Raw genomic sequence first — 23,949 nt, 5'->3', positions numbered from 1 at the left:
GTGGCCGTCAGGCATAGGCCATGAGCCCTTGGCGCAGCTCGCTGTAGAGCCGGGAGAGCCTTCGGGATATGTGCATCTGCGAGAAGCCGAGGATCTCGCCGATCTGGCTCTGCGAGAGCCCGGCGAAGAACCGCAGGTACAGCACATAGCGGTCCTGTTCCGAGAGGTGCGAGATCAGTACCCGCAGCGCCTCCCGGTTGACGACGCGCTCGATCGCGGCGTCGTCCGCACCCACCGTCTCGGCGAGCAGCCGCTCCTCGGCGCCCTGCACCGCGGCGTTGAGGGACAGCGGGGTGCAGGAGGCGCTGGCCTCCAGACCGGCCTTCACATCCTCCTGCGGCATCCCGGTGCGCAGACAGATCTCGGTGACGGTGGGGGCACGGCCGCCCAGCTCCTGTTCCAGCGCGTCGCGTGCGGACCGGGTGCGGGAGCGCACCTCCTGGATGTTGCGGGGGATGTGCAGTGTCCACAGGTAGTCACGGAAGTGCCGCTTGAGCTCACCGGTGATGACCGGGATCGCATAGGAGGGAAAGGCGTGCCCGAGATCCGGGTCGTAGCGGTCGACTGCCTTCACCAGGGCCAGCGAGGCCACCTGGGTGAGGTCCTCCATGTTCTCGCCCTTGTTGCGGAAGCGCAGCGCCAGCCGCTTCGCGACCGGCAGCCAGGCGCAGATGATGGCCTCGCGCAGCGCGTCGCGCTCGGGTCCGGAGGGCAGTCGCGACAGACGCTGGAAGGCACCGCCGGTGTCGGGAGTGTCGTCATGGCGCCGTCGGCGAGTCGCGGTTGCTGACATGGTCACTCGCCTCCGTGGTCCGATGTCACGGCGGTCCCCACCACAGTCGCATGATCCTTAACCCCTCGCAATTCGGCCATATTGGTAGATGTTTATGCGCTTTTGGGAGAATGCGGAGGGTGCGGGGTTCGGGGCCGTGGCCCCGGGGGTACACACCGGGGATGCACGCCACCCTTCGACTCGCCCAGCAGCCCGAGGCCGACGCCTTGCTCGGGCGCAGCCCGCTGGCCCTCATGATCGGGATGCTGCTCGATCAGCAGGTCCCCATGGAGTGGGCGTTCGCCGGTCCGTACACCATCGCGCAGCGCATGGGGTCGGACGAGCTGGACGCCCAGGAGATCGCCGCCCAGGACCCCGAGCGGTTTGTGGAGCTGCTGTCGCAGAAGCCCGCCGTGCACCGCTACCCCGGGGCGATGGCCAAGCGGATCCAGCAGCTGTGCCAGTACCTCGTCGAGCACTACGACGGTGACGCGGAGGCGGTGTGGCGCGATGCGGACAGCGGCGCCGAGCTGCTCAAGCGGCTGAACGCACTGCCCGGGTACGGCAAGCAGAAGGCCCAGATCTTCCTGGCGCTCGTCGGCAAGCGGCTGGGGGCCGGACCCGAGGGATGGCGCGAGGCCGCCGGTGGCTACGGCGAGGAGGGCGCCTACCGCTCGGTGGCCGACATCACCGGTCCCGAGTCGCTGGACAAGGTCCGCGCCCACAAGCAGGAGGCCAAGCGGCAGGCGAAGCGCTCCGCCGGGAAGTGAGCTCCCCGCGCCGGCTCACGCGGGGTGCAGCGCGTTGCGCAGGGTGTCCACGGCCAGTGCGAGCGCGGCCCGCGCGGCGTTGGTGTCACGGAGCGCGTCGAGCATGAGGAAGTCGTGGATGATGCCCTGCATCCGTACGGCGGTGACCGGCACCCCGGCCGCGCGCAGCCTGGCCGCGTACGCCTCTCCCTCGTCCCGCAGCACGTCGGCCTCGCCGGTGATCACCAGGGCCGGGGGCAGCCCGGCGAGCTGGGCGGGGTCGGCGCGCAGCGGGGAGGCGGTGATCTCGGCGCGCTGGGCCGGGTCGGTCGTGTACTGGTCCCAGAACCACCGCATCCCCTCGCGGGTGAGGTAGTAGCCGTCGGCGAACTGCTCGTAGGAGCCGGTGTCGAAGGCCGCGTCGGTGACGGGATAGAGCAGTACCTGCTGGACCAGGGAGAGATCACCGCGCTCCTTGGCCAGCAGGGTGAGGGCGGCGGACATGTTGCCGCCCACCGAGTCGCCGGTCACCGCGATCCGTGCGGGGTCGAGGCCCGCCCCCTCGCCATGGGCCACGATCCACTGTCCGACCGCGTAGTTCTGCTCCAGTGCCACCGGGTAGTGCACCTCGGGGGAGAGGTCGTACTCGGGGAAGACCACCGCGGCGCCGACCCGCACGGCCAGCTCCCGGACCAGCCGGTCATGGGTGTGGGCGTTGCCGAACACCCAGCCCGCGCCGTGGATGTAGAGGATCACCGGCAGGGTGCCGCCCACCCCCGGCGGACGTAGGATCCGGGCCTTGACGCCGCCCTCCGGGATGCCCGTGACGCTGATCCACTCCTCGTCCACCTCCGGTTTGGGTACCGGACCGGACTGCGCCTCGTCAACCGCCCTGCGGCCCTCGGCGGGCGACATCTGGTACAGGAACGGCGGCTTGGCGCTGGCTTCGGCGAGCTCGGCGGCGGCGGGCTCCAGTACGGGCCGGGCCGGGGCGGTGCCGTGGGACATCTGCTTCTCCATTGCCTCTCCTCGCCATCCGGTCGCAGGCCGCCGCCCGCCCCGCTTCCGTCACACCGCGATGCGGCGCTCCTCGGCGGTGATGGGCAGGTCGTTGATGCTGGCGTAGCGCTTGCGCATCAGCCCGTTCTCGTCGAACTCCCAGTTCTCGTTGCCGTAGGCGCGGAACCACCGGCCCGCGGCGTCGTGGTGCTCGTACTCGAAGCGGACGGCTATCCGGTTGCCGGCCCAGGCCCACAGCTCCTTGCGCAGCCGGTAGCCGAGTTCGCGCCGCCACTTCGCGGTCAGGAATTCGACGATCTCACTCCGGCCGCGCAGGAACACATCGCGGTTACGCCACTCGGAGTACGATCGTTCTGACGCTGGCCACCACCGTAGGAGAACGATGGTTCTCGCGCAATCGCGCGCCGGAGCGAAGCGCCGCGCCCCGCGGTGCGATCAGGGCACGGCGGGGCGCGGCGCGGGGGCGGGCGGGTATGGGTCCTGTCCGGTGGATCTTTGAGGATCAGCCCGCGGCGTCTGGTGCAGGGGGCGCCTCCCCGCGGTGGCTGGGGGCGCGGTGCCAGACGCCGCGGGCTCGACAAGATCCACCGGACAGGGTCTGGGTGAGCGGCCCCGGGGCCGGTGACGGATCCGGGACCGGGTCGGGGCCCGGCGGTTTGGGCACCGGATCCGGGGACGGGCCCGGCGGTGGCCCCGGTGTGGGGCTCGGCGGCGGGCTGGGCGGGGGAGTGGGCACCGGGTCGGGCGGCGGTCCCGGCGGCGGGCCGGGCACCGGTCCCGGTGCGGGACCCGGCTCCGGACCGCCCGGGCCGGGTGACGGAGTGGGCGACGGTGGCCCGGGGTCACGCAGTGCCGGGGGCGGAGAAAACGGGTCGGTCTGCCGTGCCACGGTGTCCTCCAAGGTTCGTACGACAGTGGCTACGTCATCTGTGGGGCGAGTGCCCAGCCCTCCCCGGTCCACGCCCGGCCCCAGGCCGTACGCGGGAAAAAATCACCGCGCGAAGGCCCCGGGCGTCGTTGGCATCGCCTTCGCCATGCGACGCTTCCCCGATCCGGATCCCGGACGTCCGGACCGGCGCTCCCCCTCATCCTATCTGTTATGACGTGCCGCTGATCAGCGAAATTCTCTTGTTATGGGTGTCCTGTACGGCATTGTCCGTGTGCTGTCCCAGACGCTGGTGCCCGACGGAGCGATCCAGGCCGCCGCGGGCATCCTGCGCGACCGCGCCGCCCTCACCACCCGGCTCGGCGCCTCCGACCGCGCGGCCCAGCGCATCACGCGGGCGTGGCCGACCTCTCCCAGCTCGGCGCCGCGCTCGCCGAGACAGCGGCTGCGCGAACAGCAGGCCGAACCGACCGGCCGAGCGGTCGACTTCGTCAGCGGACTGCGGGGGCTCCGCGGCATCGGCGGCGAGGCCGCCGCCCAGGGGCCGCACGCCCAACTCCTCGCCGACAGCCACGACCGCGGCCCTCGGGCGCACTGGTCGAGGACACCAGTCACGGGGGGCGGATCACCGAACTGGGCCCGCACGAGGAGCTGGTGCGTCGGCAGGGGCCTGCGCCGCGCTCTGGGCGTCCTGGCACGGCCGGTCCTGATCGGTGGCGCGAAGGGCGCCGTTGACCACTCCCGATTGGTCATGGCCCTGACACAGAACCTCTGCGGGTTGTTCACCATCGTACGATCATGTGTCTGACACGCTTTCGGGGATCGAACAACGGTCGTAAATCGGGGAAAGGACACCACCTGTGCACGTCACCCGTGTCAACCGCTGGAAATCCCTGGCCCTGCTGGCCGGCGTCGCCACCCTCGCCGTCACCGCACCGGCCCCGGCGACCGCCGAGGTCACGGCCACATCCACGCCGTACGACGACACCTACTACAAGGACGCGATCGGCAAGACCGGCGACCCCTTGAAGGACGCGCTGCACACGATCATCAGCACCGACGTCACCAGGCTGTCGTATGACGAGGTCTGGGACGCCCTCAAGAAGACCGACGAGGACCCGGACAACTCCGCCCATGTGATCCTGCTCTACACCGGGACTTCACAGAGCAAAAACGCGAACGGTTCCGGACCCGACCAGTGGAACCGTGAGCACGTCTGGGCCAAGTCGCACGGCGACTTCGGCACCGCGACCGGCCCCGGGACCGATGTCCACCATCTGCGTCCGGCCAATGTGACGGTCAACAGCATCCGGGGGAACAAGGACTTCGACGCGGGCGGGTCCGAGGTCGAGGGAGCGCCCGGCAACCGTACCGACGACGACTCCTTCGAGCCGCGGGACCAGGTCAAGGGCGATGTGGCCCGGATGGTGCTCTACATGTCGGTGCGTTACGAGGGTGACGACGACTTCCCCGACCTGGAGGTCAACGACACGGCGGGCAACGGCAGTAGGCCCAACCTCGGGCGGCTGTCCGTGCTGAAGAAGTGGAACGACGAGGACCCGCCGGACACCTTCGAGAAGCACCGCAACGATGTCATTTACGACACCATCCAGCACAACCGCAACCCGTTCGTCGACCATCCCGAGTGGGTCGGCGAGATCTGGAAGTAGGCCGCCGCTTCACATCTCGTCCGTGCCGACGGCCTCGTCGTCGGCGCGCAGCGGTACCGGGTCCGTGCCCCGGGCCGCCGCCAGCAGTTCGGCGGTGGCGCCGGGGCGGGCCTGGAGCGAGGGGAGCAGCAGCGTCCACAGATCGGTGAGATGGTCCTCGACCAGCCGTCGTCCGTCGAGCGCCTCCGAGACGGTGTGCAGACCGAAGAAGGCGCACACCACGGTCCGGGCCGCGGCCTGCGGATCGACATGCGGGGCGAGCTCGCCGTCGGCCTGAGCCTGCTCCAGCATCTTTCCCACCGCGTCGATCCAGCCCACGAAGGGCGGCGGCAGCGGTGCCTCGATCAGGGTGCGCTCCGTCCACAGCCGGGCCCCCGCCCGCACCACGATGTCATCGCGGAAGGCACGGGCCACCGCGAAGCTGAGCCGCACGAGTTGCTCCAGGGCGGGGGCGTCGATGGCGGTGTGCTGCTCGATCAGCGCCGGCCAGGTGGCGAAGTGCTCCTCCACCACGGCGAGCGCGAGTCTTTCCTTGCTCGTGTAGTGGAAATACATGGCGCCGCTGGTGTGCCCGGACCGGTGGGTGATGTCACTGATGCTCGTTCCGGCGTATCCCCGTTCGTCGAAAAGGGATGCGGCCGCCTCCAGAAGGGATCGGCGCGTTTGCTCGGCCCGCTCTTGCACGTGTTCGCCGTCCTTCATCAGCAGTTTTGTGTGTCGGAGCGAACTTAGCGGAATTCCGCCCCGTCATGGAGATGAGGCGAGACAGGTCAAACATTATTAGTATTTTAAGGTGATCGTTCGTGAGGCGTGCGGGCTTTCGGAACCGTCCGGTCCCACCGGGCGGCCGCTCAGCTGGTCCCGCACGGTGGAACGCGAGGCCGTGCACCGGGTCTCGGTGGCCGAGGTGCTGCTCACCGACGTCCGTACGCTGGGTGACGACCGCTTCGAGGCCGCCGCCCAGTGGCCCCGTTCGCATCCGACCTTCCCGCACGGCGGGGACGGCAGACACCATCCGCTGATGATCGCGGAAACCCTGCGTGAACTGGGGATCTACCTTCCCACCCGGTACTACGCGGTGCCCGCGGGCGCACACTTCCTGATCCGCGACCTGTTCTACCGGCTCGACCCCGAGGCCGAGCCGCGCGCGCCGCACGGCGCCACCGACATCACCTGCCACGCCGCCGTGACGGACCTCCGCACCACACCCTCCGGGCGCTTTGTGTCCGGGATGCGGCTCGACATCGCCCTCTCGGCGAGCGGCAGACGGTTCGCCTGGGCCGGGGGCACCGCGCGCTTCCTCGACGGCACCTCCTACGCGGAGACCCGCTCGGCCGCCTCGGGACAGACCGCACGGCGCAGACTGCGCGCCGCGGTCCGGCCGTCCCCGGGTCAACTGGCCGTTCCCGCCGCCCGGGACGTGCTGGTGGTACGGGACGGGGGAGTGGTGTACCTGGATCCCGCCGACCCCCGCCACCCGTTCTTCTACGACCACTGGAGCGACCATGTCCCGGGCCTGGTGCTGCTGGAGAGCGCCCGGCAGGCCGCCGCGCTGGCCACCGACGGGACGCTGACCCGGCCCGTCGCCTGCCGGCTGAAGGCGATCCGCTTCACCGAGTCGTATCCGCCCGCCGTGGTCGAGTGCACCTCCCACGGCAGGACCTGTGTCTTCCGGCTGCGCCAGGCGGAGATGTGCACCGCGGTCGGGGTGCTCCAGTACCTCTGACCGTACTTCTGTCCGTCAAACAGTCCGTACGGCGAACGCGTTGAGCGGCGAACGCGCGGGACCGCGAACAAATCGCCGACGTTCGGTGATCCCTTGCTTACTCCGGGTCATCCAATTAACGTAGTGATCGTTATGTTTCGGGCAGGCGGATTCTCCGTCTGTACGGCCCCCCATGTCGCGTACGTCGAAAAGGCGTTCGCGCATCGGGCAGCAGCGGTGAACGCATTCGCGCACCGAGCCGCCAGGAAATCCACTGCGCTGCTCCCCGCAGGTACAGGCGCCCCTGCGTCGATTCCTCCACCTCCCATGGAACGGCAGGCAGATGACAGCCGAAAAGCTCCTCGCATGGACCCCAGCCGCCATCGTCTTCGACTGCGACGGCACCCTCATGGATTCCGAACGGCACTGGGAGGAGGCGCGTGACATGGTGCTCAGAGAGCATGGCACCGCCCCCACCGAAGAGTTCGCCCGGCGCACCAAGGGACTCCACTACAGCGAATGCGGCCGTATGCTGGCCGAATTCGCCGGGCACCCCGAACTCGCCGGGCAGATGACCGGGCAACTGCTCGACGCCTTCCGCACCCTGGTGGCCGAGCACCCGGTCACCATGCCCGGGGCGCCGGAACTGGTGGAGAAGGCCGCGGCGTTCGCGCCGCTGGCCATCGCGAGCAACTGCCCGCGTGACGTGGTCGAGGACGGGCTCGCCAAGGCGGGACTGCTGCGCCACTTCGGCCATGTGCTGGTCCCCGAGGGCGAGATGCGGCCCAAACCGTATCCGGACGTCTATCTGGAGGCCGCCCGGCTGTGCGGTGCGGCCCCCGGCGACGCCCTGGCGGTGGAGGACTCCCACTGCGGGTTTCTCTCCGCCTCACGCGCCGGGCTGAGAGTCCTCGGTGTCGGCCCGCGGAAACCGGCGGACGAACGCCCCCCGGTGGACCTGTGGGTGGACACCCTCGCCGACCCCGATCTGGTCAGGTGGGCCGAAACCAGGGTCGCATGACCAGCTGAAACGCTTCGCCACCTGGTCGGCGGCGCGGTTCACATGCCGTCCATCCCGTCGTGCGATGTCGAGCCGTCGTGCGAGCCGGAGCCGCCCTTCGAACCGGAGCCTTCGTGCGAGCCGCCGGAGCCGCCGTGGGACATGGACATCCCGTGCTCGATGTCCCCGCCGATCTTCTCCCGCAGGGACGAGAGCGAGCCGGTGGACAGACCGGTCACCGACCAGCGCTTGCCGACCAGGTAGGTGCCCCCGTAGTCCTTGGACACCGACAGCCAGTCGTGCTGGCCCTGCTCGGTGGCGAAGGTGAGCATCGTGTACCGGTTCTTGCCGGAGGTGCAGGAACCCTGCCGCAGCTCATCCACCTCGGTGATGACCTTCGCCTTGCAGCCGATGGCGTCGGCGATCCCGGCCAGCGGGGCGGGCTTGCCGGCTTTGCCGAACTCCTTGGCGGAAGGAGCCGCCTTCTCCCGCGGATGCTTCGTGGCGTCGTGCGCCGTGCTGTTCCCGGCGCAGCCGCTCAGGAACAGCAAAGCCGCGCAGAGCGCGGTGGCACGGAGTGCGGGTGACACTACAACCTCCCGTTGAGGGTCCGGCGGGGGAGGCCCGGGTGCTCTGCGGCCTCGGGCCCCCCGCTGTGGTGACCGTGTTTCTGTCTACTGCGCCGCGGCGACGCCCGCCTTCTTGCCCTTGTCGGTGACCGCGAACCACTGGCCCGCCTTGCCCTGGCCGTTGGTGTCGCCGGGCTTGGTGTCACCGGTGAAGGTGTAGAGCAGCCAGCAGTCGAACGCGGCCTGCTTCTTGCCGTCGGGACGGGTGAAGGAGGTGACCTTCGAGGCGTCCAGACCGGCGACCTTGGAGGTGTTCACGGCCTTGACGGGCTTCCAGGTGTCCAGGCAGGCGCCGAGGCAGCCGGTCTTCATCGGCCAGGCGCTGTCCTTGTTGAACCGGTAGACCGTCATGCCCTTGCCATCCACGATGATCTTGCCGAGTTCGGCGTTGTTGTTCAGCATCAGCTGGAGGCTCTCGTCGGCACCGGTGGCCTTCTTGCCGGCCGGCTTGCCGTTGGGCGCCAGCGCGTTCCAGGTGCCGCCCACGCCATGGCCCTTGGTGTCGCCCGCCTTGGTGTCACCCGCGTAACGGTAGACCGGCCAGCCCTCGAGTGTCAGCTGCTTGGTGCCGTCGGAGCGGGTGACCGAGCCGAGCTTGGACTTGTCGATACCGGTACCGGCGGTGGCGTCGTCGGCGGGCACCGGCGGCCACTTGGTGGCGCAGGCGTCGTTGCAGTTGGACTTGGCGGGCTTGGGGGTGTCCTCGTCGAACCGGTAGAGGGTCCAGCCCTTGGCGTCGGTCACGATCTCGCCCAGCTTGGGGTCCTTCTTGGCGGTCACTTCCTTGGCCGCGCCGGACTGGCCGGTGTCGCCGGAGCCCGCAGCCGCGCCGGTGTCGCCGCCCGCCTGGTAGCCGCCGGCCGCACCGGAGCCGGCAGCCGCGCCGGGGGTCGAGCCCGATCCCACGTTCTGGGCACCGCCGGCGGGCTGGACGTTGGAGCTCTGACCGGAGGAGTTGTCCTTGCTGCTGCCACACGCCGCTGTCAGCAGAACCATCGCGACGGACACTCCGGCGAATGCGATCTGACGCCGCTTCTCCATGACCATTCCTCTGCAATCTCTCTCGGTCCGGCGGTGTTTGCGCCGACGCCATGTGCATACGGAGCCGGTGCCGAGCGACGTTCAGCGGTCCCGAAATTTGTCATCGGACGCACAAAACGCCGGATCGTTGAGCGCACAGCGGTCGACGGCCGTCTCTGACGGCCGTCGAAGGGTGGCGCCGGGGGGCGCGGGCGGCGGCTACTCCTCGATGCGCAGCGCCAGCGCCGGACAGCGCCGGACCGCACGGACCGCCTGGGCCCGGAACTGGCGCGGCACATCCATCTTCGCCGAGGCGGGGTAGCCGTCCATGCCCAGTTCGAGCACATCGGGGATGATGTCCGCGCAGAGCCCGTGACCCTGGCACAGCGACCAGTCCACGATGAGCTGCTCCATGCGCCCCCGCGGTTCCCGTTCGCGCCGGGGATCGGCCGCGGACGGACCCGGGGGCAGCGCCAGTGGCTTGGAGTCCTCGGGCAGCGGCAGTACCCCGAGGGTCGGCCGGCCGCAGCCCATGCCCAGCGCATGGGACTCGATCTCCTCCGGGAAGGCGTCCAGCGCGGTGGTCACAAAACCGGCCGTACCGTCGGGGTGGCTACAGGCCCCGCGCTTCTTCACCGAGTTGATGAAGGCGCGCACACTGTCGATGGCGGTCTGGCCGCCACCGCGCTCCACCTGGCCCAGCGCGTCCGCGAGTGCGGGCAGCCCGATGAAGCAGGGCCCGCACTGACCGGCCGTCTCCGCGGCCAGCCAGCGGGCCACCCGGGCGGTCTCGCCCAGCGGGCAGGTGTCCTCGGGGATCGGCAGCACGGCCCCGGCGCCCAGCCGGGCGCCGTACTTCTTCATGGAATCGCGGGAGATGGTGGTGGCGTGGATGCTGTTCGGGTCCAGCCACTTGCCGTGGTACCCCCCGACCAGAACGCCCTGGCCGGGGGTGAGGTTGCACAGCTCCAGGATGTAGGTCAGCGGAACCCCGGTGGGGGTCTCCATGACGAACTTGCCCGCCACCGTCAGCAGGGTGGTGCCCGGCTCGGTGGGCAGCCCCACCGAGCGGTACGGCAGGGCGCCCATCCGAGCCGCCACGGCGAGCTGGGCGAAGGTCTCGGTGTTGGACAGCAGGGTGGGAAGGCCCCCGAGCCCGCTGTCACTGGTCCGGATCTTCCGGCCGTTGGGGATGGCCGGCGCGCCGCTGATGCCGTTGATGACGGCACCGCCCTCACCGGCCACGAAGCGGTCCGGGGTGCGGGAGACCCGCAGCCGGGGCCCGCTCGGGGCGCGTTCGGCGATGGCGGTGGCGAGCGACTCCTCGACATCCGGCCGGTGCACCGCGATGCACACGTCCTCCGCGCCGAGCGCCTCGGCCGCCAGCATGGCACCGTCGATGACCAGGTGCGGAGTGTGCAGCAGGAGTGCGGTGTCCTTCAGACAGCTGGGCTCGCCCTCGCTGCCGTTGACCACCACGGCGCAACGGCCGTCCCGTCGCGCCGCCGACTCGATGACGGACGTGAGCTTCTTGGCGAACGGGAAACCCGCGCCGCCACGACCGCGCAGGTCGATGTTCTCCGCGAGGGCCACCAGCTCATCGGCGCGCAGGGCGGGCATCTGCCCGTGCACCGTCAGATGGCCGACGCGGTCCAGCCGGTACGCCTCGTCCAGCCCGGCCAGCAGCCGGGGCGGATCGATGCAGGCCAGCCTGGGCTTTGCTGTGATCACCGGCCCCACCCGCGGGAGGCGCCGAGCGGCTCATTGTTCTGCCGGTCGGGCTCCGCGGAACGCGGACGGGGCACGCGCGGCGCGGCGCGTCCGGTCCGGCCTTCCTGCCGACCGAGAGCGGGGGGATTCCTCACCTCGATGCCGTCCGTCCTCTCACCGTGCCGGGCCCGCCGGGAAGCGAGCCGGATCCACAACGCGACCGCCACACCAGCCAGGGCCATGACATATCCGATGGTGGCCCAGTCCTTGGCCGCGCGGCCTGCCTTGAGGCCGTGGATCAGTGCGGCGCACCACGCCGGATACGCGGCCACATGCAGCGCCCGCCACCAACGGTACCGCCAGCGGGACTTGCCGGCGGAGGCAAAGGCACTGCGCACCGCCCCGGTCACCGCCGCCATGGTGAAGAGGTAGGCGGCGATGGTTCCAAGGCCGATGAGCACAGGCCGATTTGCGTCAGCGAACGGTATCACGATGGTCGCCGCGGTCGTGTGGCTCTCCGCCACCTTCACCCAGACATGGAGGGCGAGGAAGCACAAACCCCCGATGGCGGCGGCCCGGTGGACCCCCTGGGCGATCAGCCGGTGGTTCGGTTGCAGCAGCAGTTGGTCGGTGGCCGCGAGCCCCCACAGCACCGCCGCGGTGAGCGAGACCAGTGCCAGCACTCCGGCTCCGAAGTCCAGAAATGCCTGGGTCTTGGTGAATGCGCCCACGTTATTCGCGACAACGAGGGACAACACCACCGCCGCGCCGATAGCGTAGAGACGGAGGTGCCGGGACTGGCCGCTGCCGGGCCGGGCCCGTGTCCGAGGCCGGCGGGCGGCTCGTCGGCCGCCGGGTGCTCCGAGGTCTCCCGCGGGAACCGATCCGGTGTGACGTCCCCTGCGGCGCGGCCCCTGAGAACGGGGAGTCGGCATCTGGGACATGGACATGGAGCCTCCCGATCGCGCGAATTCGCGCGGGTGACGAGATACGTCAAAGTCGTCTTGGGATCAGCAGCTTCTCGGAACTACACGTGATCTCCATAAGATTTGTCGTAACGTGACAACTTCTTGTGGAGAAACCGTGCCCACACCGTCTCCGGCCGATCCGGTGCCATCTCGATGGCAAAGAAACGGCAAAATGCCGGGACCGGTGGGGGCGTGGATCCTCTATGACGTAGCGGAGGACCCTCGACTCCCTTTCCGGACTGGACGAACCGGAGACGGAGGCAACCTCCACGGGCCTGACCGACCCCCCAACGGCCAGGCCCTCCCCCCGGCAAGAACGAGGTAATGATGGGCGAACTCGTGAACCGCATGTGGTCCCGCCCCCGTGGCGAGTGGACCCGCGTTCTGCGCAATGAACTCCCGTCCCTGGCCGATGAGGTGGTTGAGACCCTTCGGCGCAGACTCCCGGGATTCTCCGAACTCCTGGAGGACTCTGAGCGAGAGAAGGTCCGATGGGGAGTCGAGCAGGCTCTCCTGACCGCACTGGGCTACCGGAAGCCGGGCGAGGAAGGGGCCGGGGAACCGGTCGCCTCCCCGCCGGCCCGCTCCGGTGACGAACGGATGGCGGAGGTGCCGCCCGAGCGGGCCCGCCGCGAGCTGTTCGAGGCCCTCACCGGCGAAGTGGCGGTCTCCGAACGGACCCTGGCGGAACTTTCGCGGGCCGCCCGCTGGCCCCTTCCCGAAACCGTCCAGGCCATCGCCCTGCCCACCCCGGGCGAGGCGCCGCAACTGGCCGCCGTGCTGGGGGACACCCTCATCGGCGCGGTCGGCGACGAGCTGTGCCTGCTGATCCCGGACCCCGACGCGGACACCGACCCCGCGCCGGAGGCAGCAGCCGACCGGGCCCCGGACGGCGAGCGGGACCCGGCCGCGGAACCGCCCGTGGACGCCGGTACCCGTGGCGCGCTGGAAACCGCGCTGCGCGGCCGCACCGCCGCGGTCGGCCATGTGGTGCCGCTCAACGACGCGGCATCCTCGGTGCGCTGGGCCCGACGGCTGCTGACGATGGCCCCCGCGCGCAGCGGCCCCGAGGCCCGGGTGCTCTTCGTCGACGACCACCTGTCGATGCTGCTGCTGCTCCAGGACGAGTCGCTGGTCAGGGCGCTGGCCTCCCGGTGGCTCAAACCGCTGGTCGGGCTGACACCCCGGCAGAGCGAACGGCTCCAGATGACGCTGCTCGCATGGCTCGAGGGCGGTGGCGCGCCCGAAGCGGCCAAGGCGCTCAAGGTGCATCCGCAGACCGTGCGGTACCGGCTGCGCCAGATAGAGAAGCTCTTCGGGCCGGGGCTGCGGGATCCGCGCATACGCTTCGAGCTGGAGATGGCGCTGCGCGGACGGCGGCTGATGGCACAGATGGACCGGATACGCCGCCACGCGTCCCGGGTGAGCCGCAGGACCCGTACCGCAACGGCCCCCGGGATCCGGCCGCTCGGGATCGCCAGGGAGGCCCGCGTCAACGGACTGTGAGCCGGGTGGGCGCCCCGCGCCGACCACGCACGGAACTGCCGGCCGCGTCACGCGGTCGGCAGTTTTGTGTGTGGTGGCGCGGGTTGCGGGGATACGGCCGGGTCAGCGCCCGGCGCCGACGGGCGCCTGGTCCGGTGCGGCGGTGCGCATCGCGGCGTTGAGTCCGAGCAGTTCGCTGTAGGCGTGGGCGCAGAACGCACAGGCCGCCAGGTGGCGCGCGAGCGCCTGGCCACGGACTCCGCCACGCCGCACCGAGGCGCCGATCATGGCGCTGAAGTGGCTGCACCGGTCGTCCCGCGCGGACTCCAGATGTGCCTGGAGGTAGGACTCGCGCAGCCCCTCCCTGGCCCGGAAGGCGAGCGAGGTCACGCCACTGGGGGAAATCCCCAGGACACCGGCCACCTGCTGCGGGGGATCGTCCTCGACGAGGGTCAGCCACAGCACGGTCTGCCAGCGTTCGGGCAGTCTGCGGAAACTGCGGATGAGCAGCTGCCGGGTCTCCCTGGCCACCAGGTGCTGCTGGGGGTCGGCGGAGGGTGCGAGCTGCCGCCAGGACTCGAAGTCGGCCGTGAGCAGGACCTGCCGTTCCCCGGCGCCCCACTCGACCGCGGTGTGGCGCACCACGGTCAGCAGATACGGCCGCCAGGGCCCGCGCGGACCGCCACCGGCCCGTACCGCCTGGAAGGTGCGGATGAACGCCTCGGAGGCCAGGTCCTCCGCGTCGTGGAGGGCGCGGCAGCAGGTCCGGGCGTACGAGAGGGTGGCCGCGTGGTGGCGGCGGTAGAGGATCTCGCCCGCGGCCGGGCTGGTGGTGCCCGAGTGGTAGGCCGCCAGGAGCAACCGGGTCAGTTCCGGGTCCGAGAGGGAGCGGACCGGTCGGTCGGTATGCCCGGGGTCCACCACTTCGGGATGTTCCGCGGCGGGAGGGCCGGAGGGCTCGTCGGCCGTCTCGTGGGAAGTGTCAGCGCGGCGCGCGCCGGCCTCATGGCCGACGCGCGCCTGGTGGGTCTCGTTCATCAATTGCACTTTTGGCCGCTGTTGATGCAGTCCACCGCCTTGTTCATCAGGTCCTCCGGCATGACGTTGATGAAGTCGTCATGGTCGGTGATGGGCTTGTGCAACTGCTCCGGGAAGCCGTCCACGGCGAACGGGGTGTTGGCCGGCACATCGTAGGTGAGCGTGTTCACCAGCTTGGGGATGGCCTTGAAGCCGTCGGGGCAGGAGCCGTCCTCGTTGGCGAAGGCCACGTGGTCACGGTGGTTGGCGCTGTCGATGTTCTGGCCGTCCCAGCAGCTCTGGAAGTCGAAGGTGCGCGTCACCGAGCTGCCCTCGGGGCAGAGCGGGTACTTGTCGGTCAGCTGCCGGTCCTCGAAACCGGTGCAGCTCCAGGAGGCGTTGGCGTTCTTGTCGCCGTTGGTGAACGCCTTGGCGTCACCGGTGATGATGCGCAGGAACTTCGGCATCGCCACAACGTCGCTCTGCGGGTTGCCCTGGAACTCGATCTTGGAGCTCTTGGGCGTCAGGATGGTGCCGACGTTGCCTTCCTGGCCACCACCGAGGTCGTTGGCGTCCGCTTCGTCCTTGCCGTCCTGGGAGCGCAGCACCGGCCAGTAGTAGGTCGACTTGTCGCCGTTGTCGCAGGAGGTTCCCGCCTGCTCGAAGGTCTGGTTGTCGGCGAAGGCGTCGTTGCTGTCGTTGCCCACGTAGTCGTGTGTGTGATGGGCGCCGTTGCCGACACCGGGGGCGACGATCACGTTGTCGCTGTTGCGCAGCTGCGGGTCGCCGACACCGCACTCCGAGGTGAAGGTACCGGTCGAGCCGCCCTGCTGGTCTCCCTGGTCGTTGTTGTCCTGGGCGTTCGGCTGCACCTGGGTGATGTCGACGAAGTCGTCCTGCGACGGGCCGTTGCCCGCCTGGCCGCCGGCGTTGCCGGGTACGTCATTGGCGCCCTCGCCCCCCTGCTGCTGGCCGTCGCCCTGCTGCTGGTCGCCACCTTGCTGCTGGTCGTCGCCCTGCTGCTGGTCGCCACCTTGCTGCTGGTCGCCACCTTGCTGCTGGTCGTCGCCCTGTTGCTGGTCGTTCTGGTCACCACCGGCGTTGGTGTCGGCCTGCTGCATCTCGCAGGAGCTCATCTGGTCGAGCCCGTCGGGGCGCTGCCCCGACTCGTCTATCGCGTCACCGATCTGGCCGATGGTCTCCCCGCGCTGCCGCTCCAGGGAGTTCAGCACCGAGTCGTTGGACACGCCTCCGTCGGACATCCGCTGGTACGCCTTGGCCACCTGGGAGTCGAGTTCGGCGAGGTTCTTGTCGACCTCGGGCTGCGCCTGGCGCGGAACGGACGACAGCTCCTGGCCCACATCGGGGCAGCGGATGGTCCAGGACCCGGCGGACACCGTGCGGTTCTCACCGGAGTCGTTGTTGTCGCCGCTGGCGGACGCGTTCGCCGCGATGATCGCGGCCCCGCCGCCACCGAGCGCCAAGGCGGCGACGATGGCGATGGTTTTGTTGGTGAACCTGCCCCGTTTGTGGGTTTGTTGCCTCATGAGATCACTTCACTTATGTGTTGAGGGCGTCGAAGTCGACGAGCCCGGTGTCCTCGAGGACCGTGATGTGGTCGAGAACGATGGCGTTGGCTCGGGTGGCCAGTGATCGCACCATGGAGTTCCGGCTCTGCGCCCGGATCGTGGCGACGAGCGCGAACACCTTCCCGTGTGCCGCACGGAGCCGGTTGGCGAAGACACGCTCGAACTCGGCGCTGCTGGACGCGTTGTTCATCTCATTGAGCCAGCCCTGCTGCTGGTCGTTGGGCTGAGTGGGCAAATCGACCCCCAGCGCCCGGCCCACCTCGTTCACCCGGCGGTCGAGCTCGGTGTGGCCCTCGATGAGGTGTTCACCCGCGGTCTTCACGGAGTCCTTGGTGCCCCGCTCCTGGGCTTCCCGTCCCGAGGGAAGCTCCCAGAGTCCGGCGAGCTTCACCTTGCGGACGAAGTCCCGGTCCAGGGCGGTCAGCGGCCCGTACTGGGTGCTGACCGTGCCCTTGCCGTCGTCTGTGACGCCGGGGGGCAGCGACGACGCGGCGCTGCTCTCGCCGAACAGCTGCACAGGGATGAGGATCGCCGCGAGGGTCATGGCGAGTGCCCCGATGATGAGGCCGGTGCCGATGGTACGGCTGGATGCGATGGATCTGCTGACGATTGTTGATCGCACAGCGCCCTCCTTGCTTCGGAGTGACACCGGACGCTAGTACCTGGTGTGGCCCGGACGTGGAGACCTCATCACTAACGAATAAAGCCGGGACAACGGTCGTTACTGGCTGGTACCCTGCGCGGCCCGCTTCGGCCGCCACCTCCGCGGCGGCGGCCAGAAGTTTTTCTCCTCCGCGTTGAGCACATCTCCGGTGCCGTCCGTACGACAGGGAGAACGCGTCCCCGTTCGAAGGGCATCTGTGATGCGAACAGCGGCATGGATCTCCGAACCGTTACCGCCACAGGTCGGGGCCCGCTCCGCCCCGGCCCGCCGGACTCGTCCGCCGCTGTCAGCCCCCCGGGCCGACAGCGGGTTCCGGGTCCGGAACCGGTGATGACTGATGGCGCCGCAGCTTCTCGCCGAGGGGCCGCGCGTCCGGATGGTTGAGCTTCTCGAGGACGGCCAGAGCCTGTCGCCAGGTGTCCAGGGCGGACTCCCGCTCGCCCAGGGCGTACTGGCTGTCCCCTATATGTGTCAGCGTGTCGGCTTCCAGATACCGGTCGCTGATCTCGCGGTAGACGGCGAGGGCCTGCCGGTAACAGCTGAGGGCGTGTTCGTAGCGGCCGAGGTGGTGGCAGGCGTAGCCGAGACTGTCCAGCGCGGCGCCTTCACCATTGGCGTCACCGATGGTCCGGTGCAGTTCGACCGCCTGATGGCACTGGGCGAGGGCGTGTTCGTACTCGCCCAGCAGGATATGGGTCCAGCCGGTCTCGTTGAGCACGCTGGCCTGGCCGCTGAGGTTGCCGGAGGACCGGTAGTGCGCGAGCGCGGGCCGGTAGTGGGCCAGCGCCCGCTGGTGAAAGCCCTGGCAGTTGGCGAGAAAGGCGAGGGAACGGTGGCTCCGGGCATGACCGTCGAACTCCCCGACCGCGGCGAACAGCTCCAGGGCGCGTTCCAGATGGCGTTCCGCCTCCCCGTACCGGCCGAGCCGGCCGCGGGCGAAGCCGAGGGTGCGGTGGGCATGGGCCTCGCCGAGCCGATCGGACAGTGCGCGGGCCGACTCCAGCGCGGTGTGCTGGATGGCGGCCTGCTCCTGCCAGTGTCCGCGCCGGTCGAGGAAGAGCTCGAGCGTCACGGCCAACCGCCAGGCGTGTCCGGGGAATCCGGTGCGGGCGGCGTGGCCGACGGCCGCCAGCAGGACCGGCCGCTCGGTGGCGAGCCAGGACTCGGCGCGCTCCTGGCTGTTGAGCTGTTCCGGTGCCGCGTCGGAGCGGACCCTTGATAAGGGGATGCGCTCGACACTCCGCGGGGCGAGCAGGGTGGCCGCGGTGCGGGCCGTGTGCAGATAGTGGTCGTACATACGGTGGCCGGCGTCCCGGCGGATCCCGTCCGGGTCGTGGTCGTGGGCGAGTTCCACGGCGTAGGCGTGCAGCAGATCGTGGAAGGAGTAGCGGCCCGGTGCGTGCTCGAACAGCAGGTGGGCGCGGGTCAGTCCGGCCAGCAGCGCCCGCGTCCTGCGGATCGGAAGACCGGCCAGGCTCGCCGCGGCCGCGGTGGAGATCTCCGGCCCCGGATGCAGGGCGAGCAGCCGGAACAGCCGGGCGGCCTCCGGATGCAGGGCGCGGTAGGACCAGGAGAAGACGGTACGGGGATCGGTGCTCGGATCACCGCCCGCGAACGCGTCCAGATTCCCCTGGCTCTCCCGCAGTTCCGCGGCGACAGAAGAAAGGGGAAAGGCGGGGCGGGTGGCGGCACGAGCCGCCACCACGGCCAGGGCCAGCGGCAGCCGGCCGCACAGCCTGATAATGGTGGCCACGGCCTCCGGCTCCGCGGCCACCCGGTCCGCACCGAGCCGGGCGACCAGTGTCTCCCGGGATTCGGCCGTGGACAGCGGACCCAGGGTCAGCGGCCTGGCCCCGTCGGCGGCGATCAGACCGTGGAGCTGATTGCGGCTGGTGACGATGACCAGACAGCCGGGCGCCCCCGGCAGCAGCGGCCGGACGTGCTGTGAATCCACCACGTTGTCCAGCAGGATCAGCACCCGTCGCCCTGCCAGCAGACTGCGGTACAGGGCGGTCTGTGCGTCCAGCCCGGCCGGGACCCGGCTCGGCGGAACACCGAGGGCATGGAGGAACGCGCGCAGCGCCTCGTCCGGTGGCATCACCGAACCGGTCGGGTCGAAACCGCGCAGATTGGCGTAGAGCTGACCGTCGGGGAAGCGGTGCGCGATCCGATGGGCCCAGTGCACGGCCAGGGTGGTCTTGCCGATGCCCGCCATGCCGTCGATCGCGCTGATCACCACCGGGGCGGGTGGTCCGGCGTCGGGGTCCTCGGGCAACAGGGCGGCGGTGTGGGCCAGTTCGGTACGTCTGCCACTGAAGGCAGGCAGATCGGGCGGAAGCTGTGCGGGCCGGACAGCCGGTGGCTCCGGTTCCCGCGGCTGCGGGGGAGCCGCGGGAACCGGTGACGGCGGACCGTGGGCGGGCTCCGCGCCCAGCGGGGAGCCACCGGCGGAACTCCCGGTCGGCCGGGCCCCGCCACCGGTCCGCGCCTTCGGTGTGGCATCGGCCGGGATCGGCGCGGGCCGGGGGAGCACCCGACGGCGCGCGGCGCGCAGCTCCGGGCCGGGCTCGACCCCCAACTGCTCGTCCAGCCGCGCCCCCACCGTGCTGTACAGCTCCAGCGCCTCGGCCCGGCGGCCGGTGGCGGCCAGCACCAGGATCAGCCTGGCCTGCAAGGTCTCGTCCAGCGGATGGTGGGCGGCGAACCGCTGGAGGGTGGTCAGCAGCCGCTCGGGGACGGTGGAGTCCAGGGCCGCCCGCGCGGCGTCCTTCGACGCGGTGAGCAGTTCGCGGTCGACGGCGGAGAACACCGGGTGCGTCTGTATGTCCGGGGGTATCCCGGTGGCGGTCGGCCCCTGCCACGGGGCGAGGGCGCGGACGAACAGCTCCACGGCCTCGTCCGGTGCGTCCATCTCGGCGGAGCGGCGGGCCTGTTCGCTCAGCTCACGGAACTCCACCAGATCCAGCGTGTCCGTCTCGGTGTTCAGCCGGTATCCGCCCGAACTGCGCACCAGGCGGCTGCCCGCGGCCTTGGCCGGGAGGCCCGGCTCCAGCATCCGGCGCACGGCGCCCACATGGCGCTGCACCACATTCACCGCGCTGCTCGGCGGATCCTGGGCCCACAGCACATCGACGATCTCGCCGAGCGCCACCGGCTGCCCCGCCCGCACCAGCAACAGCGCCAGCAGAGCGCGCTGTTTGGGCGGGCCCAGTTCCAGTTCGTCGGCGCCTCGCCATGCCCTGACCGGGCCTAACACCGTAAATCGCACAAGTGCGGAGTGTAGTCGAGCGGTGTCCGTGGGCAGCGCCCTTCCAGCCGTCCGCGCCACTGCGCCGCCGGTGGCCGTCAGTGTTTCGGCACGGAATCGGTATCGGGGCCGACCTACGCTCCGGGCACTGACACAGACCGCGTCCGGCGCCCCTGGTGTCCGCAACCGACCTCATATCCGCGCGGCACCGGGGCGACCGGCAGCCCGGGGGGAAACCGGACGATGTACATCAGCGCATCAGGTGTGGCGATCGGGGCGGCACCGGAGGAACGGGACGCACAGAGCGAACAGGCCGAGAACTTTCTGCGCCTTCTCTACGAACGGCACGGCTCCGTACTGCTGCGCTTCGCGGTGCGGCTGCTCGACGGGGACTGGCACCGTGCCGAGGACATCGTGCAGGAGGCGGCGATCCGCGCCTGGCGGCACGCCGGCACCGTCGAACCCGAGGACGGTGCGGCCCGCCCCTGGCTGTTCACCGTCGTCCGGCGGCTGGTGATCGACGGCCACCGCGCCCAGGCGGCACGTCCTCCGGAGAGCGGGGAAGCGGATCCGGCCTCGATGGTGGCGCCGGACATCGTCGACCGGACCCTCACCGCCCAGGTGGTGACGGAGGCCATGGCGGATCTCGCCCCCTACCAAAGAGAGGTGCTGCTGCATCTGTACTACCTCGGCCACACCGTCCGGCAGACCGCGCGGGCCATCGGAGTGCCTTCCGGAACCGTCAAGTCGCGGACGTACTACGCGATGCGGGCACTTCGCGGCGCCCTGGCCGCCCGCGGTGTCACCACCCCCTGACCTGGTGTCTCCCCGTTCGATACGGAGGTAGCCTGTGCCGCGCAGATGCGGCCGCGGGGCGGTGCACAACCGGGAGGAGCACCGCATGGCCGGGGGCGCACCGGGCGGGGCCGTCTCGGAGCGGAAACAGCGGGTGCGCTCGTCTTCTTCACCCTGATGGTGACGGTGCTGCTGCTGATGCTCCGTAAGGGCCTGCGCAGACAGCGCGAGCGGGAGGAGCGGGCCGCCCGGCTGTCCGAACGGTCCTGACCCGCGGAAGCGGGCGGGGGAGCGGCGAACGCCATGTCCGTTTTCCGCCGGTGCCACGGCCCGGGCAGGGGCACAGTGGACACCGTGATGACGGATGACGGCAGGTACGAGGCGGTGCGTGGCCGGGACGCGCGGTTCGACGGTGAGTTCTTCTTCGCCGTGGCCACGACCGGTATCTACTGCCGTCCGAGCTGTCCGGCGACCACACCCCGGCGGAAGAACGTGCGGTTCTTCCCCACGGCCGCGGCCGCCCAGGGCGGGGGCTTCCGGGCGTGCCGCCGCTGCCGTCCCGACGCCGTGCCCGGCTCGGCCGCGTGGAACACCCGCGCCGATGTGGTCGGCCGTGCCATGCGGATGATCGGGGACGGGGTGGTGGACCGCGAGGGCGTGGCGGGGCTGGCACGACGGCTGGGCTACAGCCCGCGCCAGGTGCAGCGGCAGCTCAACGCCGAACTGGGCGCCGGACCCATCGCACTCGCCCGCGCCCAGCGCGCCCACACCGCCCGTATCCTCCTCCAGACCACCGGGATGCAGGCCACGGAGGTCGCGTTCGCCGCCGGATTCTCCAGCGTGCGGCAGTTCAACGACACCATCAAGGAGATCTACGCCAGCACGCCGACCGGGCTGCGCGACGCCCGGCCCGGCCGCTCCTCGCGCTTCGGTCCGGTCGCTCCGCGTTCGTTCTACGGCGGGGTGCCGCTGCGACTGGCCTATCGCGGACCGTACGCCGCGGCGGAGCTGTTCGACCAGCTCGCCCTCCACACCGTCCCCGGTGTGGAGGAGATGGTCGGCGAGCGCGGAGCGCGCACCTACCGGCGCACCCTGCGGCTGCCGCACGGCCACGGCGTCGCCGAGGTCGACGAGCGGCTCGGCGCGGGCGGCTGGCTGGAATGCCGGCTGTGCCTGGGCGAACCGCGCGATCTGACCACCGCCACCCAGCGGATGCGGCGGCTGTTCGACCTCGACGCCGATCCGTACGCGGTCGCCGAACACCTCGGTGCCGACCCGCTGCTGGCGCCCCTGGTGGCCGCGCGGCCGGGGCTGCGCTCCCCGGGCGCCGCCGATCCGCAGGAACTGGCCGTCCGCGCCGTCCTCGGCAGGCGGCTTCCGCCCGACGAGGCGCGGGCCCGGGGCGCCGCACTGGTCAGCGCGTACGGTCAGCCGCTGACGACCCCGAGCGGCAGCCTCACCCATCTCTTCCCCGACGCCGACACCCTGGCCGGGGACTCGCTGGACCGGCTGGAGCTGCCCGGGCCGCGGCGTACCGCGCTGCGTGCGCTGACCGCCGCGCTCGCCGACGGCATCGTGCCGCTGGATGCCGGGGCCGACCGGGACCAGGCGGAGAAGGAACTGCTCAACCTCGACGGCATCGGGCCACGGACCGCCGGATACATCCGGATGCGCGCGCTGGGCGATCCCGATGTGCTGCTCCTTGCATCCGGGATATCCGGGATATCCGGGATATCCGGAGCATCCGTAGCGCCGGAGGTGGCCGAGGGGTGGCGGCCCTGGCGCTCGTACGCCACCCACCATCTGTGGGCCGCCGCAGGCTGAGCGGCGCCACCGGGCGATTCAGCGCTCCCGGGGGGTCTCGCCATGCGAGGAGGTGGTGTCCTCGATGGTGCCGCCGAACTGTTTGCGCAGCTCGTCCATGTTCTTGCGCGGGGACGCCGACAGCACCCAGCGATTGCCGATCAGATACACCCCGCCGTACATCCGCGCCGTCTCCAGCCAGTCGCGCTGCCCCTTGGCCCTGGCGAAGTCCAGGAGGAGGAACTTGCCCCGGGAGGTGGTGCACACCGCCTGGCGGTAGTCGTCGACATCCACGGTGAAGCGGGGCTTGCAGCCGACTGCCGAGGCCAGTTGCTCCACTGTCGCCGGTCTGGGCGTGGGCTTCGCGCCGGCGCTCGGCCGGTCGGTGCCACTCCGTCCGGTCTCCGCCGTGGCGTCCCCCGTACCGCCGCCTCCGCAGCCCGCGACCGTGAGCAGTCCGCACACCGCCGCCACCGCCGGGGCTAGCCGCGGACCGCGGCGGGGCGGGGTGCGCCCGGCGGTGGGGACGGGGTGGGGAGAAGCGTCCATGGGGGCCCTCTCGTGGCGTGTCCGGATGGCGGCTGCGTGTAGGACACCCACGGATACGGACGTCCGGGGCGGATTGTTCACCCCTGGGCGGCGCCCGTCCGGCCACCTGCGCACAAGGGAGTGGCACGGTGTGCGAACCCTTGACAGCCAGGGCGGATGCTGGATTACTGGACGGCACTCTGACGTAAACCGAATGTTCGGTCGGTACCCGAGGGGTGGAAACACGTGGCAGGCTCCATGAACGCGGCCGCTGGTCCGGCGGAGGAGATGTTCGCCGCGGACCAGGCGTCACGCGGCCTCGGCATCGAGCTGCTGAAGACAGGGGACGGCTCGGCGGTGCTCCGGATGGCCGTGACGGCCTCGATGGTGAACGGACACGGGATCGCCCACGGCGGCTTTGTCTTCCTGCTCGCGGACACGGCGTTCGCCTGTGCGTGCAACAGCAGCGGACCGGTGACCCTCGCCGCCGGTGCCGACATCACCTTCGTCGCCCCCGCCCGGGAGGGCGATCTGCTGGAGGCCACCGCCGAGGAGCGGACCCGGTACGGACGCAGTGGTGTCTACGACGTGACCGTACGCCGCGGCGACGAGGTGATAGCGGAGTTCCGCGGCCGCAGCCGCACCCTCGCCCGCCGTGCCGCCGAGCCGGTGGAGGGGTCGTGACCGGCACA

The 23,949-nt window shown here is 70.6% G+C and carries 21 protein-coding genes and 1 pseudogene; 9 read left to right on the top strand and 13 right to left on the bottom strand.

Annotated features, from left to right (window positions below; all coding sequences use genetic code 11):
* Positions 1 to 7: 7 nt before the first annotated feature.
* Complete coding sequence (locus HUT19_RS04890; RefSeq protein WP_176179249.1) at positions 8 to 793, bottom strand: SigB/SigF/SigG family RNA polymerase sigma factor; 786 nt, start codon at positions 791 to 793, stop codon at positions 8 to 10.
* A gap of 161 nt (positions 794 to 954) precedes the next feature.
* Between HUT19_RS04890 and HUT19_RS04885 the strand changes: the two genes are divergently transcribed.
* Positions 955 to 1,542, top strand: coding sequence for an HhH-GPD-type base excision DNA repair protein (locus tag HUT19_RS04885; protein WP_176179248.1), 588 nt, complete (start codon positions 955 to 957; stop codon positions 1,540 to 1,542).
* 15 nt (positions 1,543 to 1,557) lie between these two features.
* On the opposite strand, the gene HUT19_RS04880 is transcribed toward HUT19_RS04885, so the two are convergent.
* Complete coding sequence (locus tag HUT19_RS04880) at positions 1,558 to 2,541, bottom strand: alpha/beta hydrolase (RefSeq protein WP_254885443.1); 984 nt, start codon at positions 2,539 to 2,541, stop codon at positions 1,558 to 1,560.
* 48 nt (positions 2,542 to 2,589) lie between these two features.
* Positions 2,590 to 2,883, bottom strand: a pseudogene (locus HUT19_RS04875) (DUF1348 family protein); the annotation flags it as partial.
* 791 nt (positions 2,884 to 3,674) lie between these two features.
* Here HUT19_RS04875 and HUT19_RS04870 point away from each other — a divergent pair.
* Positions 3,675 to 4,235 carry a hypothetical protein gene (locus HUT19_RS04870; RefSeq protein WP_176179247.1) on the top strand — a complete coding sequence of 187 codons (561 nt, stop codon included), beginning with the start codon at positions 3,675 to 3,677 and terminating at the stop codon, positions 4,233 to 4,235.
* Between the two features lie 52 nt (positions 4,236 to 4,287).
* Entirely contained in the window at positions 4,288 to 5,097 is an 810-nt protein-coding gene (locus HUT19_RS04865; RefSeq protein ID WP_176179246.1) for an endonuclease I family protein, read from the top strand.
* Between the two features lie 9 nt (positions 5,098 to 5,106).
* Here the strand turns inward: HUT19_RS04865 and HUT19_RS04860 are convergent, their stop codons facing one another.
* Positions 5,107 to 5,799 (bottom strand): ScbR family autoregulator-binding transcription factor, encoded by a 693-nt coding sequence (locus HUT19_RS04860; protein WP_254885442.1) that lies wholly within the window; start codon positions 5,797 to 5,799, stop codon positions 5,107 to 5,109.
* Positions 5,800 to 5,890: 91 nt separating this feature from the next.
* Between HUT19_RS04860 and HUT19_RS04855 the strand changes: the two genes are divergently transcribed.
* A complete protein-coding gene (locus tag HUT19_RS04855) occupies positions 5,891 to 6,823 on the top strand; it encodes a ScbA/BarX family gamma-butyrolactone biosynthesis protein (RefSeq protein WP_176179245.1) in 933 nt (310 codons plus the stop codon).
* Positions 6,824 to 7,145: 322 nt separating this feature from the next.
* Positions 7,146 to 7,823, top strand: a complete 678-nt coding sequence (locus HUT19_RS04850; protein WP_176179244.1) for an HAD family phosphatase — start codon at positions 7,146 to 7,148, stop codon at positions 7,821 to 7,823.
* 38 nt (positions 7,824 to 7,861) lie between these two features.
* On the opposite strand, the gene HUT19_RS04845 is transcribed toward HUT19_RS04850, so the two are convergent.
* From HUT19_RS04845 to HUT19_RS04830, 4 genes are all read right to left on the bottom strand, one after another.
* Positions 7,862 to 8,392, bottom strand: coding sequence for a hypothetical protein (locus HUT19_RS04845; protein WP_176179243.1), 531 nt, complete (start codon positions 8,390 to 8,392; stop codon positions 7,862 to 7,864).
* Between the two features lie 84 nt (positions 8,393 to 8,476).
* Positions 8,477 to 9,472: an SCO0930 family lipoprotein gene (locus HUT19_RS04840; RefSeq protein WP_176179242.1), complete on the bottom strand. Its 996-nt coding sequence runs from the start codon at positions 9,470 to 9,472 to the stop codon at positions 8,477 to 8,479.
* A 198-nt stretch (positions 9,473 to 9,670) separates the two neighbouring features.
* A complete protein-coding gene (locus HUT19_RS04835; protein WP_176179241.1) occupies positions 9,671 to 11,182 on the bottom strand; it encodes an NADH-quinone oxidoreductase subunit NuoF family protein in 1,512 nt (503 codons plus the stop codon).
* Positions 11,179 to 11,892, bottom strand: a complete 714-nt coding sequence (locus HUT19_RS04830) for a hypothetical protein (protein WP_254885441.1) — start codon at positions 11,890 to 11,892, stop codon at positions 11,179 to 11,181. The genes HUT19_RS04835 and HUT19_RS04830 overlap by 4 nt, the downstream gene beginning before the upstream one ends.
* A 561-nt stretch (positions 11,893 to 12,453) precedes the next feature.
* Between HUT19_RS04830 and HUT19_RS04825 the strand changes: the two genes are divergently transcribed.
* Positions 12,454 to 13,635: a CdaR family transcriptional regulator gene (locus tag HUT19_RS04825; protein WP_176179240.1), complete on the top strand. Its 1,182-nt coding sequence runs from the start codon at positions 12,454 to 12,456 to the stop codon at positions 13,633 to 13,635.
* A 102-nt stretch (positions 13,636 to 13,737) separates the two neighbouring features.
* On the opposite strand, the gene HUT19_RS04820 is transcribed toward HUT19_RS04825, so the two are convergent.
* The 4 genes from HUT19_RS04820 to HUT19_RS04805 form a co-directional block, all read right to left on the bottom strand.
* A complete protein-coding gene (locus HUT19_RS04820) occupies positions 13,738 to 14,652 on the bottom strand; it encodes an RNA polymerase sigma factor (RefSeq protein WP_176179239.1) in 915 nt (304 codons plus the stop codon).
* Positions 14,652 to 16,178 carry a DUF1996 domain-containing protein gene (locus HUT19_RS04815; RefSeq protein ID WP_176179238.1) on the bottom strand — a complete coding sequence of 509 codons (1,527 nt, stop codon included), beginning with the start codon at positions 16,176 to 16,178 and terminating at the stop codon, positions 14,652 to 14,654. Before HUT19_RS04815 ends, HUT19_RS04820 begins: the two co-directional genes overlap by 1 nt.
* A 13-nt stretch (positions 16,179 to 16,191) precedes the next feature.
* The gene (locus tag HUT19_RS04810) at positions 16,192 to 16,842 is read right to left on the bottom strand and encodes a DUF4142 domain-containing protein (protein WP_254885440.1); all 651 of its coding nucleotides are present in this window, start codon (positions 16,840 to 16,842) and stop codon (positions 16,192 to 16,194) included.
* A gap of 328 nt (positions 16,843 to 17,170) precedes the next feature.
* Positions 17,171 to 20,152, bottom strand: coding sequence for a BTAD domain-containing putative transcriptional regulator (locus HUT19_RS04805; protein ID WP_254885439.1), 2,982 nt, complete (start codon positions 20,150 to 20,152; stop codon positions 17,171 to 17,173).
* Between the two features lie 222 nt (positions 20,153 to 20,374).
* Between HUT19_RS04805 and HUT19_RS04800 the strand changes: the two genes are divergently transcribed.
* The gene (locus HUT19_RS04800) at positions 20,375 to 20,947 is read left to right on the top strand and encodes a sigma-70 family RNA polymerase sigma factor (RefSeq protein WP_176179236.1); all 573 of its coding nucleotides are present in this window, start codon (positions 20,375 to 20,377) and stop codon (positions 20,945 to 20,947) included.
* Positions 20,948 to 21,283: 336 nt separating this feature from the next.
* Positions 21,284 to 22,750, top strand: a complete 1,467-nt coding sequence (locus HUT19_RS04795; protein WP_176186479.1) for a DNA-3-methyladenine glycosylase 2 family protein — start codon at positions 21,284 to 21,286, stop codon at positions 22,748 to 22,750.
* 18 nt (positions 22,751 to 22,768) lie between these two features.
* On the opposite strand, the gene HUT19_RS04790 is transcribed toward HUT19_RS04795, so the two are convergent.
* Positions 22,769 to 23,278, bottom strand: coding sequence for a hypothetical protein (locus HUT19_RS04790; RefSeq protein WP_176179235.1), 510 nt, complete (start codon positions 23,276 to 23,278; stop codon positions 22,769 to 22,771).
* Between the two features lie 237 nt (positions 23,279 to 23,515).
* Between HUT19_RS04790 and paaI the strand changes: the two genes are divergently transcribed.
* Entirely contained in the window at positions 23,516 to 23,941 is a 426-nt protein-coding gene (gene paaI / locus HUT19_RS04785; RefSeq protein WP_176186477.1) for a hydroxyphenylacetyl-CoA thioesterase PaaI, read from the top strand.
* Positions 23,942 to 23,949 lie beyond the last annotated feature (8 nt).

The organism is Streptomyces sp. NA02950, assembly GCF_013364155.1.
GTDB lineage: Bacteria > Actinomycetota > Actinomycetes > Streptomycetales > Streptomycetaceae > Streptomyces.
This window is presented reverse-complemented; position numbering and strand designations above follow the sequence as displayed.